Here is a 12,826-nt window from a genome sequence, read left to right on the forward strand (position 1 = left end):
GAAGCACCGGCAGCCAAGCCGCGCACAGGAGTCCACTGGCCATGTCACCCCTTATTTCCGGCCTCGCGTCCGTCGCGTCCTTTCTCTACAACGCCGCCTCGGGCAGCAAGTCTGCGGCCACGGCGCGCGCGAGCCAGCCGGCGGCCGCCGAACCATCTGCCGTGGTCACGCTGAGCAAGGAGGCCGAAGCCCTGACCGGTTTTGCCGGCAAGGGTCTCTTGATGACCTCCGGCAAGCTCGATGGCCCGCTGGGCGCGCGTGTGGGTGCCGATGCGGGCACGGCGCTGACGGCATCGCAGGCCGACCGCGCGGTGTCCAAGAAGGATTTCCAGGAACTGCTCGCCAGCTTCGGCGCCACGGATGCACAAAAGGAGCAACTGGCCGCCGGCTTCGACGCCAACCAGGACGGCGCCATCTCGCGCGATGAATTCCTCAAGGGGGTTGCCGCCACGTCGGGGTCCAAGGGGGGCAGCGAGCTGTCGCAGTCGCTCTTGCAACTGGTGGACCGCCATGGCAATGCCAACGGCGTCGTGAACCAGACCGAGCTGGCGCAGCTCACCACGGCCTTTGCCAACGCGCAGCTGCGCAAGGCGGCCTGAGCGCCTGCAGGCACCCTCCAGGGACGTCCAAAAAGCAAAAAGCGTGGCATGGCCACGCTTTTTTGCTTTGGGCCCTCTACAGGCCGCCGGAGGCTTATATCCTGCCCATGAGCAGCAGGATGACCAGAATCAGCACCACCAGGCCGATGCCGCCGCTGGGCCCATAGCCCCACGAACGGCTGTGGCCCCAGGTGGGCAGCGCGCCGACGAGGATGAGGATCAGGACGATCAGGAGAATGAGGGAGAGCGACATGGCAGTTCCTTTTGTTGTGGTGACTGCATTGTTCGATCAGCCCCTGCGCCAGATCGCAGGCGGCAGGCGCGCCCCCATGTCAGGCTTTTCCGACGCAGTGTGTGGGAGGCGCGGGCTTGGCTGGCTGGCTGGCTGGCCGGCGTCAGTCGAGCGTGATCCCGGCCTTGGTGATCAGCTGCTCGTACTGGCTGGACTTGGCCGCCGCGTTGCGGCCGATCTCCTCCACCGTCCAGGCCAGGGGCTCGAAGGCAAAGGTGTTGAAGCGCTCGCGCACCTCAGGGTCGGCCAGCGCGGCGAGCACGTCCGCATGGATCTTGCTCCGCACGGCGGCGGGCACGCCCTTGGGGGCCACCAGCACCACGAAGGAGTTCACGTCGAGCTGCGCCGGGCCGCCGGCCTCGGCCACGGTGGGCACGTCGGGCAGCTGCGGGATGCGCTTGGGTGCGGCCACCGCCAGGTACTTGATCTTGCCGGCCTTGTAGACGCCCTGGCTCGACGGAATGCTGGCAAAGCTCCAGGCCACCTCGCCGGTGGCCACGTTGGTGTACAGCTGGCTCACCTCCTTGTAGGGCACATGGGTCATGCGCACGCCGGTGATGGATTCGAGCCACTCGCCGCCCAGGTGGCCCGGGCTGCCCACGCCCCAGGATCCATAGCTCAGCCCGCCGGACTTGGCCTTGGCGTCGTTCAGCAGGTCGGTCATGTTCTTCCAGGGCGATTGGGCCGGCACCGCCACCATGAAGGGGGTGCGGAACAGCGGCGCCACGGGGTCGAAGGCCTTGAGCGTGTCCACGTTGCGCTTCTTGTACAGGTGGGGCACGGCGGCCAGGTGCTCGCTGTCGAGCTGCAGCAGCGTGTAGCCGTCGGCCGCGCCGCGCTTGGCCGCATCCATGGCGATGAAGCCGCCACCGCCAGGGCGGTTGTCCACCGTCACCGTCTGCTTCCACTGGGTCGACAGCTTGTGCGCCACCAGCCGCAGCACGGCATCGGGCCCGCTGCCCACGGCAAAGGCGGTGTAGAGCGTGACCGGCTTGGCCGGAAAGTCGCTGCCCTGGGCGTGGCTGGTGCCCAGGGCGCCCACCAGCATGCCCGTGCAGGCGAGCGAGGCAAGCAAGCGGCGTCGGGTGATTGGGTTCACGGATGTCTCCTGAAAGGTGTGGATCGTTTGATCACTGATTGACAGTATGCTGATGAAAATCATAGATCCGACGAAAGACTGACATGCTTGGTGAAAACCCTTGATGCGCTTTAAATCAGAAAAATGACCGGCAACGGCTTGCCTTGGCACCCTTGGCGTTGCTACACTAATTGTCAGTGTACTGATTAAATTTATTGAAAAGGTGTGCGATGGAGCAGACAAACGAGCGCGCCGCGGGCCTTCCCGTGCTGGTGGCAGGCGGTGGCATCGGTGGACTGGCGGCGGCGCTGGCCCTGGTGCGCCAGGGGTTTGAAGTACAGGTGTTGGAGCAGTCGCCGGCCATCGGCGAGATCGGTGCCGGCATGCAGCTGGGGCCCAACGCCTTCCATGCCTTCGATGCGCTGGGGGTGGGTGAGCAGGCGCGCAGCCGTTCGGTGTTCACCGACTACATGGTGATGCACGACGCGCTTGACGAGTACCAGGTGGGCCGCATCCCCACGGACGAGGCCTTCCGCGCGCGCTTCGGCAATCCCTATGCGGTCATCCATCGGGTGGATGCGCACAACTGCCTGCTCGAAGGGGCACTGGCCACCGGGCGCGTGCGCCTGCAGACCCACACCCGCATCGAGCGCGTGGAGCAGGGCGCGGGCGGCGTCACGGCCTTCGATCAGCACGGCAAGGCTTGGCAAGGGGTGGCGCTGATCGGGGCCGATGGCGTCAAGTCCGTGGTGCGCCAGCAGTACGTGGGCGACCCGGCCCGCGTGACCGGCCACGTGGTCTACCGCGCCGTGGTGGAGCGCGAGGACTTCCCCGAGGAGCTGCGCTGGAATGCCGCCAGCATCTGGGTGGGCCCGCACTGCCACCTGGTGCATTACCCGCTGCGCGGCGGCGAGCAGTACAACGTGGTGGTCACCTTCCACAGCCGCAAGGAAGAGGTGTGGGGCGTCACCGAAGGCAGCCGCGAGGAGGTGCAGAGCTACTTCCAGGACATCTGCCCGCGCGCCCGCCAGCTCATCGACCTGCCCAAGAGCTGGAAGCGCTGGGCCACCGCCGACCGCGATCCCATTGCGCGCTGGACGCATGGCCGTACAACGCTGCTGGGCGATGCCGCCCACCCCACCACCCAGTACCTGGCGCAGGGCGCCTGCATGGCGCTGGAAGATGCCGTGACCCTGGGCGAGGCCCTGCGCGTGCATGGCAACGACTGGGATGCTGCGCTCGATCGGTACCAGCGCTCGCGCGTGGCGCGCACCGCACGCATCGTGCTCTCGGGCCGCGAGATGGGCCGCATCTACCACGCCAGGGGGGTGGAGCGCCTGGTGCGCAACGACCTGTGGCGCGGGCGCAGCCCCGAGCGCTTTTACGACGCCATGGAATGGCTCTACGGCTGGAACGTGGGCAATTGCCTCGCCGCGCACTGAACCCCAAGGAAAGAACACCCATGCAAGAACTTGGACGCCTGGAAGACCTGCCCCAGGACTACCGCGATGCACTCGCAGAACGCAATCTCGTACCCCTGTGGCCCAGCCTGCGCGCCATGCTGCCGCCGGACAAGCCGCGGCCGCGCACCCAGGCCACGCACTGGCCCTACGCGGCGCTGCGGCCGCTGCTGATGCGGGCCGGTGAACTCACTCCCATCGAAAAGGCCGAGCGCCGGGTGCTGGTGCTGGCGAACCCCGGCCACGGGCCGGACAGCATGCAGGCCAGCGCCGCCATGTACCTGGGCATGCAGCTGCTGTTGCCCGGCGAGTGGGCCCCTGCGCATCGCCACACGCCCAATGCGGTGCGCATGGTGGTGGAGGGTGAGGGCGCCTGCACCACGGTGGATGGCGAGCGCTGCCCCATGGAGCGCGGCGACCTGATCCTCACGCCCACCGGCCTGTGGCACGAGCACGCCCACGAGGGCACCGAGCCCGTGGTCTGGCTCGATGTGCTGGACCTGCCGCTGGCCTATTACCTGGAGGTCTCGTACCACGTGGACGGCCCGCGCCAGGCAATCACCGGGGCGGCGGGCGACCGCGCCTATGCGCGCGGCGGCATGCTGCCCACGCCGGTATTCGAGCGCACGCAGCGTGCCTACCCGCTGCTGCGCTACCCCTGGTTCCAGGCACGGGCGGCGCTGCAGGCGCTGGCCGCCGATCAGCCCGCGCTCGCGTCGGTGCAGATCACCTATGTGAACCCCGAGACCGGTGCCGACGCCGAGAACATCCTGGGCTTCTATGCGCAGATGTTGCGCCCGGGGCAGGTGCTGCGCCTGCCCGCGCGCTCGCCGGCCATGGTGTTCCACCTGATCGAAGGTGCGGCCGACGTGCGCGTGCAGGAGCAGTGCTTTGCGTTGGCCGAGGCCGACACCTGCTGCGCCCCCGGCTACACCACGGTCACGCTGGCCAACCGCTCGGCCGATGCGCCGGCCTTTCTCTTCATCGCCGACGAGAGCCCGCTGCACCGCAAGCTGGGCGTGTTCGAGAACCGCGGCTGATGGCTGCGCAATCCCTTTTGTTTTTTTGGAAAGCCTTAGCATGTCCACCACCTACCTCTGGACCCCTCCCGCCACCGTCTCATTGCCCGTGCGCGGCCAGGCCGCGCGCCTGCCCGTGAACCGCCTGTTCTTCGTGGGCCGCAACTACCACGCCCATGCCGTCGAGATGGGTCGGCCGGTGGACAAGCCCCAGGAGCGGCCGTTCTACTTCACCAAGTCGCCGTCCACCGTGGTGGAATCCGGCGCCACCGTGGCCTATCCGCCGGGCACCGAGAGCTACCACTACGAGATGGAGCTGGTCTTGGCCATCGGCACGGCCGGCTTTCGCATCGCGCCCGAGCAGGCGCACACGCACATCTATGGCTATGCCTGCGGCCTGGACATGACGCGGCGCGACCTGCAGCTGGTGGCACGCGACAAGGGCCGGCCCTGGGACCTGGGCAAGGACGTGGAGCAGTCCTCCATCGCTTCCGAGGTGGTGCCCATGCCCGGTGTGGTGATCGAGCGCGGTGCCATCGCGCTCCGCGTCAACGGCCAGGTGCGCCAGCAGTCCGACGTGGACAAGCTCATCTGGAACATCCGCGAGCTTCTGGCCGACCTGTCGCAGTTCTACCACCTGCAGCCCGGCGACCTCATCTACACCGGCACGCCCGAGGGCGTGGGCGCCGTGCTGCCGGGCGACCGCATCCAGGGCCATGTGGACGGCGTGGGCAGCATCGCCCTCACCGTGGGCCCCGCAGAATGAAGCTGCACCACTTCTTTCGCAGCGGCACCTCGCACCGGCTGCGCATCGCGCTGAACCTCAAGGGCCTTGCCGTCGAGCATGTGCCGGTGGATCTGCGCCGCGAAGAGCACCTGGGCGAGGCCTACCGGGCGATCAACCCGCAGATGCTGGTGCCGGCGCTGGAGCACGCAGGCCAGACCTTCATCCAGTCGCCCGCCATCATCGAATGGCTGGAGGAGCGCCACCCCGAGCCGCCACTGCTGCCCGCCGGCGCCGATGCCCGCGCCCAGGTGCGGGCCCTGGCTGCGCTGGTGGGCTGCGACATCCACCCCGTCAACAACCGACGCATTCTCGAGTACCTGCGCCACCAGCTGGGCTGCGACGAGGTGGCGGTGAACGCCTGGTGCGCCACCTGGATCACGGCGGGCTTCGATGCCTACGAGGCCCTGCTGGCGCGCGATGCCGGGCGGGGCGCCTTCAGCTTCGGCCATGCGCCCACCCTGGCCGACGTCTACCTGGTGCCCCAGGTGGAGAGCGCGCGCCGCTTCCAGGTCGACCTGGCGCGCTGGCCGCTCATCAGCGCCGTGGACGCGGCCTGCGCGGAGTTGCCTGCGTTCCGTCTGGCAGCGCCCATGGCGCACGCGGACTGAGCCTGCGGGCTGCCCGCGGCATCCGATAGACTGCGGCCTCGCGGATTGCCGCCGCTTCCTTTCTGTCGTCCTTGCAGCTGCCCATGTCCTCTCCATCCCATTCCCCTGCGCTCGAAGAACTGCCTGGCCACTACATCCGCCGGCTGCAGCAGATCGCGGTGGCCATCTTCCTGGAGGAGACGCAGGAGTTCGGCATCACCCCCGTGCAGTTCGGCGCGCTGGCGGCCGTGCAGCGCGAGCCGGGGCTGGACCAGCGCCGCCTGGCCGGGCGCATCGGTTTCGACACCTCGACTATCGGCAGCGTGATCGACCGACTCGAAACACGGGGCTGGATGGTGCGCAACAGCAGCCCGGGCGACCGCCGCGTGCGCCTGCTCACGCTCACGCCCGCGGGAGAAGACCTGCTGCGCCAGGTCGAGCCCGGCATGCGCCGCGCGCAAAAGCGCATGCTGGCGCCCCTGCCGCCCGAGCAGGGCGAGCTGTTCATGGCCATGCTCAAGACCCTGGTCAACGCCAACAACGTGCTCAGCCGGGCGCCCAGCGTCACCAGTACACCCGAGCTGCCTGCCTCGCGCACACGGGCCAAGGCCAGCAAGGGCTAGGAATGAAAAAAGCGGCGAGCCCGAGGGCTGCGCCGCCTTGTCGTGCAAGCGTTTGCGCGCCCGGGGTCAGTGGGCTCCTGCGGCGTCTGCCGACGCAGCGCCCCCTTGCGCGGGCCGCTTGGTCAGCCAGATCAGCCCGATCAGCAGCAGGAACAGGCCGGCCGAGCCGAGGAAGATATCGTTCGCCGCCCGCGTGAAGGCCTGCTGGTCGATCAGCCGGTTCACCTGGGCCAGCGCCTGCAGCTGGGTCATGCCCGACGCCATCAGGTTGTCCAGCGTGCTGGCGAACACGCCCTGGCTCTGGACCAGGCCCTCGGTGAGGTGGGCATGGTGCATGGCAGCGCGGCTCTCCCACAGCGTGGTGGCGATGGACGTGCCCATGGCCCCGGCAGTGATGCGCACGAAGTTGCTCAGCCCGGCGGCTGCCGGGATGCGCTCGGGCGCCACCCCTGCCAGCGTCAGCGTGGTCAGCGGGATGAAGAAGAACGCCATGGCCGCCCCCTGCAGCAGCGTGGGGATCAGGATGTGGATGAAGTCCGTCTGCACCGTGAACTGCGAACGCATCCAGAGCACGACGCCGAACACGATGAAGGCGCCCGTCGCCATGCGCCGTGGGTCCCACTGGCCCACCTTCTTGCCCACCAGCGGCGTGAGCAAAATGGCGAAGATGCCCACCGGCGCCAGCGCCATGCCGGCCGAGGTGGCGGTGTAGCCCATCCACTGCTGCAGCCACAGGGGCAGCAGCACCACGTTGCCGAAGAACAGCGCGTAGGCCACCGACAGCGCCAGCGCGCCGAAGGTGAAGTTGCGGCCCTTGAAGAGCTTGAGGTCCACCACCGGGTGCTTGTCGGTAAGCTCCCAGACCAGGAACACGGCGAACGCCACGACCGCGACGACGGCCATGATGATGATCTCGTTGGAGGCGAACCAGTCGAGCTCCTTGCCCTTGTCGAGCATGAGCTGCAGTGCACCCACCCACAGCACCAGCAGGGACAGGCCCACGGTGTCGATCGGCAGCTTGCGGATCGGCGTCTCGCGCTTGCGGTAGATGCCCCAGGTGAGCACGCCGGCCAGCAGTCCCACGGGCACGTTGATGTAGAAGATCCACGGCCAGGAGATGTTGTCCGTGATCCACCCGCCGAGCAGCGGCCCGACCACGGGCGCGACCAGCGTGGTCACGCCCCACAGCGCCAGCGCCGTGCCGGCGAGGGCGCGCGGGTAGCTGGCCAGGAGCAGCGTCTGCGACAGCGGGATCATCGGCCCGGCGACCAGGCCCTGCAGCACGCGGAAGAAGACCAGCATCTCCAGCGACGAGGCGAAGCCGCACAGCCACGAGGTGAGCACGAACAGCAGCACGCTCATGGTGAACAGCCGCACCGCACCAAAGCGCTGCGTGAGCCAGCCCGTGAGCGGCACCGAGATGGCATTGGCCACGCCGAAGCTGGTGATCACCCAGGTGCCCTGGCCCGGGCTCACGCCCAGGTCACCGGCAATGGCGGGAATCGAGACGTTGGCGATGGACGAGTCCAGCACGTTCATGAACGTGGCCAGCGACAGGGACAGCGTGCCCAGCAGCAGGGCGGTGCCCTGCAGCGGGGGGTAGGCCGCAGGCGGCCCGGGCGGGGCGGCTGGCGGCGGCGTTGTCACAGCAGGCGGCGCCGAGGCGCGAGCCTGGTCTGCGGTGGGGTTGGCGGCAGTCATGGAAAAGCCCCCGGCTTACTGCACCACAGGGGACCGCACGGGGGCGGAGGCGTGGTTCTGTGCCTGCACGGCGTTGCTGCCCGGCGTCTGGCCGACCTTGGGCGATGCCACGGCCACGGCCTTGCGGCCCAGGTTGGCGGCGATGATCTGGGCCACCTCATCGTCGGCGGCCTTGAACTGCGCGTCGAACACGGCGGTGGCGGCCACGGGCGTGGTGCGCTGCGTGTCGGACAGGGTCTTGCCGCTCTGGTCGGCGGTATCCACCCGCACGTCCATCGACAGGCCCACGCGCAGCGCGTGCTCGGTCACTTCCTTGGGGTCGAGGGTGATGCGCACGGGCACGCGCTGCACCACCTTGATCCAGTTGCCGGTGGCGTTCTGCGCGGGCAGCAGGGCGAAGGCGGCGCCGGTGCCGGCACCCAGGCCGGCGATCTTGCCGTGGTAGACCACCTTGGTGCCGTACACGTCGGCCACCAGCTCGGCCGGCTGGCCGATGCGCAGGTTCTGCAACTGGCTTTCCTTGAAGTTGGCGTCCACCCACAGGTCGTTCAGTGCCACCAGCGTCATCAGCGGGGCGCCGGCCTGCACGCGCTGGCCGACCTGCACGCCGCGCTTGGCCACATGGCCGTCGAGCGGCGCCACCAGCTGGGCGCGCTGCACCGCCAGGTAGGCCTCGCGCACGCGGGCCGAGGCGCGCTGCACGTTGGGGTGCTGCTCGATCGAGGTGCCTTCGGTCTGCGTCTGGCTGGCGGCCAGCTGTTCCTGCGCCGCTACCACGGCGGCCTGGGCCGCAGCCACCGTGCTCTTGGCAGAGGTCACCTGGGCGTTGGCGTGCTGGAACTCTTCCTTGCCCACGGCACCGCTGGCCATCAGCGGGGCGCGGCGGGCCACGTCGTCCTGCAGGCGCGCGGCGTCCGCCTGGGCGCGCGCCAGGTCGGCGCTGCGCAGGCTGACCTGGGCCTTCAGGGTGGAGTTGTTGGCGAACAGGGTGCGCACCTCGCGCACGGTCTGGGCCAGCTGGGCTTCGGCCTGCTCCAGCGCCACGCGGGCGTCGGCGGGGTCGAGCTTGACCAGCAGCTGGCCGGCCTTCACGTAGTCGGTGTCGTCCGCGCCGATGGAGACCACGGTGCCGCCGATCTGCGGCGTGATCTGCACCACGTTGCCTGCCACGTAGGCGTTGTCGGTGGTCTCCACATGGCGGCCATTGGCCCAGTGCCAGCCGCCCCAGCCGATGGCGGCGAGGGCCACGGCGGCGGCGATCAGGGTCAGGCCGCGGCGGCGCGCGGGGTTGGATGCTTGGTTGTTGGGGGTGGCGGATTCGCTCATGGCAAGGGTCCTCTGGGTGTGCGTGTTGTGTATGGTTTTTGGATGAATGCGGTTCAGTGCGCTGCGGCGGTCTGCAGCGTGGCCGTGTCGTCGGTCCAGCCGCCGCCCAGGGCCTTCATCAGCTGCAGTCGGGTGTCGAGCTGGCGCGCGCGCAGGTCCACGGCCAGGCGGCGCTGGGCCAGCACCTGGCTTTCGGTGGACAGAACCACCAGGTAGTTGCCCAGACCCGCGCGGTAGCGCTCCTGCGCAAAGCGGTAGGCCTTTTCGGCGCTGGCGGCGGCATCGTCCTGCAGCGCCTGCTGGCGTGTGAGCGACTGCACCGAAGCCATGGCGTCGCCGGCTTCCTTGACCGCGTCGAGCACCATGCCGTTGTACTGGGCGATTGAGGCATCGAGCTCGGCCTGGCGGCCGCCCAGTTGGGCACGCAGCCGGCCACCATCGAAGATCGGCAGGCGCAGCGCGGGCGTCACGCCCATCTGGCGCGAGCCGGCGTTGAACAGGTTGTCCAGCCCCAGCGAATTGAGGCCGATGAAGGCGCCGATGTTGATGTTGGGATAGAACTCCGTGCGTGCGACCTTCACGCCCTGGGTGGCGGCTTCCACGCGCCAGCGCGCGGCCACCACGTCGGGGCGGCGGCCCAGCAGGTCGGCGCCCAGCGCGTCGGGCACGGGCGTGGGCTGCAGGGCAGCCAGTTGCGGGGTCAGGGTGGTGAGCGCGTCGGGCGCCTGGCCGGTGAGCACGGCCACCTGGCGGCGTGCCAGGGTGATCTGCTCGTCCAGCGCCTCGATCTGTGTGCGCGCATCGGGCACGGCGGCCTGGGCCTGGGTCAGCTCGACCTGGCTGTCCAGTCCTGCGGCCACGCGGTCATTGGTCAGGCGGCGCTGTTCTTCGCGCTGTTCCAGGGCCCGCACGGCCACCTCGCGCTGCGAGACCAGGCGCGCCAGGGCCACATAGCTGCGGCCCACCTGGGCGGCCAGGGTGTTGGCGGCAGCGGCGGCATCGGCCTGGGCGGCCCGCGCCTGGCCCAGGGCGGCCTGCAGCTCGGCGGCATGCTGGCCGAAGAAGTCGGGTGACCAGCTGAACGTCGCCTGCACTGTGCCGCTGTTGTAGGTATTGCCGGCCACCGGGGCAGGCACCAGGCCGTGGGCGGTGTAGCGCTGGCGCGTGGCGTCCACGCCCAGGTTCACCTGCGGGCCGTTGGCGGCTTCGCGCACCTGGCTCAGCGCCACGGCCTGCTCCAGGCGGGCGCGGCTCACGGCCAGGCTGGGGCTGCCCTGCAGGGCCTTGTCGACCAGGGTGTTGAGCTGTGCGTCGCCGAGCGTGGTCCACCACTGGGACGGGGCGGCCGACTCACGGTCCGAAGCGTTCAGGCCTGCCGCGGCGGGTGTGGTCTGTGCCAGCGGGGTGTGCGCCGGCCCGGGGCTGGCGCAGCCGACCAGGAACAGGGCGGCCGCCAGGGGAACGGCCGATACGGCGAAATGGGCCGCCATGGCGGCACGGGTGGACAGGGGGGCGGTGGATGAGGACATGTCTGCTATCTCTTGGGGGGATCCGGGGCAGGGGGCAGGGCGGCCAGGTCAGGCGGCCGGCGGCTCCTGCGGCTGTTGTTGTTGTTCCTGGCGCACGGCGTCGCCGTTGGCCAGCATGCGGCGCAGCATGCTGAGCAGCAGCTGCCATTCGTCGCGGGTGAAACCGCGCAGGTGGTTGTTGAGGACTTCGGCGAGCACCGGGGGCACCTTGGCGGCCACGGCCTCGCCTTCGGGCGTGAGCACCACGTGCACCACGCGCCGGTCGGTGGTCGAGCGCTCGCGCAACACCAGGCCCTTGGCCTCCAGGCGGTCCAGCGTGCGCGTCATCGAGGCTGCGTCCGTCTCCAGTTCGCGCGCCATCACCGCCACCGTGGCGGCGGCCTGGCCCGTCATGGCCTGGCACTTGGAAATCTTGAACAGCGGCAGCCATTGCGCGAAGGTCAGGTCGTGCGTGGACAGCTGCGCGTCCGCCTGCGTGCGGATGGACGACATCACCTTGCGCATCAGGTAGCCCACGCTCTCCTCGGCGGGGCTGTGGCCGTTGCCGTAGAAGGACACGTCGGATGAAGAGGCGGGAGATGTCGATGTCATGGCCAGGAATTTAATTGACTAGACAATGATTGTCTTCGCAAGTAATTAATTTCCGACTCCATTGCAGGGGATTTGCCGCTGCTCGCCCGCTTGCTGCGCCGGCTCGGCATCGGCCGGCCGATATAGTCGGCAGGCCATGTCGGCCTGCTTTTGCGTTCCGGACGTTCTTCCATGACCACCACCGCCTCCCTTGCTGACCCCGCCGCCCCTCTGTTGCGTGTTGCCGTCATGGGGGCAGGGGCCGTGGGCTGCTACTACGGCGCGCTGCTTGCGCGGGCCGGCCATGCGGTCAGCCTGGTCGGCCGGCAGGCCCATGTGCAGGCGGTGCAGCAGCGCGGCCTGCGCCTGCAGACCGCTGTGCTCGACGTGCAGGTGCCCATGCAGGCCAGCACCGAGGCCAGCGCCGTGCAGGGTGCCGACGTGGTGTTGTTCTGCGTGAAGTCCACGGATTCGGAGGCCGCTGCGCGCGCGATCCAGCCTTACCTGGCGCCCGGGGCGTTGGTGCTCACGCTGCAGAACGGTGTGGACAACGACGAGCGCGTGCGCGCCGTGCTGGACCGCCGCACGCCCGTGGCGGCCGCCGTGGTCTATGTGGCCACCGCCATGGCCGGCCCCGGCCATGTGCGCCACCACGGCCGGGGCGAGCTGGTGATCGCGCCGTCGCCGCGCAGCGAGGCGGTGGCCGCGCAGTTCGCCGCCGCGGGCATTCCCACGCAGATTTCGGACAACGTGCGCGGCGCGCTCTGGGCCAAGCTGGTGCTCAACTGCGCCTACAACGCGCTGTCGGCCCTGTCGCAGCAGCCTTACGGGCAACTGGTGCAGGCCCCTGGTGTGACAGACGTGATTGCCGATACCGTGGCCGAATGCCTAGCCGTCGCAAAGGCCGATGGCGTCACCATTCCGGGCGATATCGATGCGGCTGTGCGCGGTATCCCGGCCACCATGCCGGGGCAGCATTCGTCCACCGCGCAGGACCTGGCGCGGGGCAAGCCCACCGAGATCGATCATCTGAATGGGTATGTGGTGAGTCGTGGAGAGGCGCTGGGCGTGCCCACGCCTTTGAACCGGGCGTTGCAGGTGTTGGTAAAGTTGGCTGAGGCGAGGCGGGTTTCTGGAGGGTGATCGAGCCTGTTTGGGCCGCATGCTTTTTTGAAGGTCGGAGGCCGGGATGTGCGCCCGGCGGCGCACCTTCTTTCTTTTGCGTCGCCAAAAGAAAGAAGGCAAAGAAAAGGCG

Annotated in this window: 13 protein-coding genes; 7 read left to right on the top strand and 6 right to left on the bottom strand. The window is 69.1% G+C overall.

Features of this window, described 5'->3' with window-relative positions:
- Positions 1-41 precede the first annotated feature (41 nt).
- On the top strand, positions 42-599 hold the full coding sequence (locus tag PMI14_RS16735) for a hypothetical protein (RefSeq protein ID WP_007856359.1): 558 nt from the start codon (positions 42-44) through the stop codon (positions 597-599).
- 94 nt (positions 600-693) lie between these two features.
- On the opposite strand, the gene PMI14_RS34280 is transcribed toward PMI14_RS16735, so the two are convergent.
- Together PMI14_RS34280 and PMI14_RS16740 are read right to left on the bottom strand one after the other, a co-directional pair.
- Positions 694-852, bottom strand: a complete 159-nt coding sequence (locus PMI14_RS34280; protein WP_007856361.1) for a DUF3309 family protein — start codon at positions 850-852, stop codon at positions 694-696.
- Between the two features lie 142 nt (positions 853-994).
- Entirely contained in the window at positions 995-1,939 is a 945-nt protein-coding gene (locus PMI14_RS16740) for a tripartite tricarboxylate transporter substrate binding protein (RefSeq protein ID WP_052024424.1), read from the bottom strand.
- 260 nt (positions 1,940-2,199) lie between these two features.
- Between PMI14_RS16740 and PMI14_RS16745 the strand changes: the two genes are divergently transcribed.
- The 5 genes from PMI14_RS16745 (at position 2,200) to PMI14_RS16765 (ending at position 6,445) form a co-directional block, all read left to right on the top strand.
- A complete protein-coding gene (locus tag PMI14_RS16745; RefSeq protein WP_007856370.1) occupies positions 2,200-3,411 on the top strand; it encodes a 3-hydroxybenzoate 6-monooxygenase in 1,212 nt (403 codons plus the stop codon).
- Positions 3,412-3,431: 20 nt separating this feature from the next.
- Complete coding sequence (locus PMI14_RS16750) at positions 3,432-4,469, top strand: cupin domain-containing protein (protein ID WP_007856371.1); 1,038 nt, start codon at positions 3,432-3,434, stop codon at positions 4,467-4,469.
- A gap of 40 nt (positions 4,470-4,509) precedes the next feature.
- Positions 4,510-5,214: a fumarylacetoacetate hydrolase family protein gene (locus tag PMI14_RS16755; protein ID WP_007856372.1), complete on the top strand. Its 705-nt coding sequence runs from the start codon at positions 4,510-4,512 to the stop codon at positions 5,212-5,214.
- The gene (maiA, locus tag PMI14_RS16760; protein ID WP_007856374.1) at positions 5,211-5,843 is read left to right on the top strand and encodes a maleylacetoacetate isomerase; all 633 of its coding nucleotides are present in this window, start codon (positions 5,211-5,213) and stop codon (positions 5,841-5,843) included. The genes PMI14_RS16755 and maiA overlap by 4 nt, the downstream gene beginning before the upstream one ends.
- A gap of 83 nt (positions 5,844-5,926) precedes the next feature.
- Positions 5,927-6,445 (top strand): MarR family winged helix-turn-helix transcriptional regulator, encoded by a 519-nt coding sequence (locus PMI14_RS16765; protein ID WP_007856375.1) that lies wholly within the window; start codon positions 5,927-5,929, stop codon positions 6,443-6,445.
- Positions 6,446-6,511: 66 nt separating this feature from the next.
- Here PMI14_RS16765 and PMI14_RS16770 read toward each other — a convergent pair whose 3' ends face one another.
- Genes PMI14_RS16770 through PMI14_RS16785 form a run of 4 tightly spaced genes read right to left on the bottom strand, consistent with a single transcriptional unit; the run spans position 6,512 to position 11,592 of the window.
- Positions 6,512-8,146, bottom strand: coding sequence for a DHA2 family efflux MFS transporter permease subunit (locus PMI14_RS16770; protein ID WP_007856376.1), 1,635 nt, complete (start codon positions 8,144-8,146; stop codon positions 6,512-6,514).
- 15 nt (positions 8,147-8,161) lie between these two features.
- Complete coding sequence (locus PMI14_RS16775) at positions 8,162-9,472, bottom strand: HlyD family efflux transporter periplasmic adaptor subunit (protein WP_007856377.1); 1,311 nt, start codon at positions 9,470-9,472, stop codon at positions 8,162-8,164.
- Positions 9,473-9,525: 53 nt separating this feature from the next.
- The gene (locus PMI14_RS16780; RefSeq protein WP_007856378.1) at positions 9,526-11,001 is read right to left on the bottom strand and encodes an efflux transporter outer membrane subunit; all 1,476 of its coding nucleotides are present in this window, start codon (positions 10,999-11,001) and stop codon (positions 9,526-9,528) included.
- 48 nt (positions 11,002-11,049) lie between these two features.
- The gene (locus PMI14_RS16785; RefSeq protein WP_007856379.1) at positions 11,050-11,592 is read right to left on the bottom strand and encodes a MarR family winged helix-turn-helix transcriptional regulator; all 543 of its coding nucleotides are present in this window, start codon (positions 11,590-11,592) and stop codon (positions 11,050-11,052) included.
- Between the two features lie 171 nt (positions 11,593-11,763).
- On the opposite strand from PMI14_RS16785, the gene PMI14_RS16790 reads away from it, so the two are divergent.
- On the top strand, positions 11,764-12,714 hold the full coding sequence (locus PMI14_RS16790) for a ketopantoate reductase family protein (protein WP_007856380.1): 951 nt from the start codon (positions 11,764-11,766) through the stop codon (positions 12,712-12,714).
- Positions 12,715-12,826: the final 112 nt, after the last annotated feature.

Source organism: Acidovorax sp. CF316 (genome assembly GCF_000276605.1).
Taxonomy (GTDB): Bacteria; Pseudomonadota; Gammaproteobacteria; order Burkholderiales; family Burkholderiaceae_C; genus Acidovorax.

Coding starts and splice junctions, on each gene's coding strand:
- PMI14_RS16735 (WP_007856359.1), top strand. CDS start 42: ATGTCACCCCTTATTTCCGGCCTCGCGTCCGTCGCGTCCTTTCTCTAC.
- PMI14_RS16770 (WP_007856376.1), bottom strand. CDS start 8,146: ATGACTGCCGCCAACCCCACCGCAGACCAGGCTCGCGCCTCGGCGCCG.
- PMI14_RS34280 (WP_007856361.1), bottom strand. CDS start 852: ATGTCGCTCTCCCTCATTCTCCTGATCGTCCTGATCCTCATCCTCGTC.
- PMI14_RS16745 (WP_007856370.1), top strand. CDS start 2,200: ATGGAGCAGACAAACGAGCGCGCCGCGGGCCTTCCCGTGCTGGTGGCA.
- PMI14_RS16790 (WP_007856380.1), top strand. CDS start 11,764: ATGACCACCACCGCCTCCCTTGCTGACCCCGCCGCCCCTCTGTTGCGT.
- PMI14_RS16750 (WP_007856371.1), top strand. CDS start 3,432: ATGCAAGAACTTGGACGCCTGGAAGACCTGCCCCAGGACTACCGCGAT.
- maiA (WP_007856374.1), top strand. CDS start 5,211: ATGAAGCTGCACCACTTCTTTCGCAGCGGCACCTCGCACCGGCTGCGC.
- PMI14_RS16775 (WP_007856377.1), bottom strand. CDS start 9,472: ATGAGCGAATCCGCCACCCCCAACAACCAAGCATCCAACCCCGCGCGC.
- PMI14_RS16785 (WP_007856379.1), bottom strand. CDS start 11,592: ATGACATCGACATCTCCCGCCTCTTCATCCGACGTGTCCTTCTACGGC.
- PMI14_RS16780 (WP_007856378.1), bottom strand. CDS start 11,001: ATGTCCTCATCCACCGCCCCCCTGTCCACCCGTGCCGCCATGGCGGCC.
- PMI14_RS16755 (WP_007856372.1), top strand. CDS start 4,510: ATGTCCACCACCTACCTCTGGACCCCTCCCGCCACCGTCTCATTGCCC.
- PMI14_RS16765 (WP_007856375.1), top strand. CDS start 5,927: ATGTCCTCTCCATCCCATTCCCCTGCGCTCGAAGAACTGCCTGGCCAC.
- PMI14_RS16740 (WP_052024424.1), bottom strand. CDS start 1,939: ATGCTGGTGGGCGCCCTGGGCACCAGCCACGCCCAGGGCAGCGACTTT.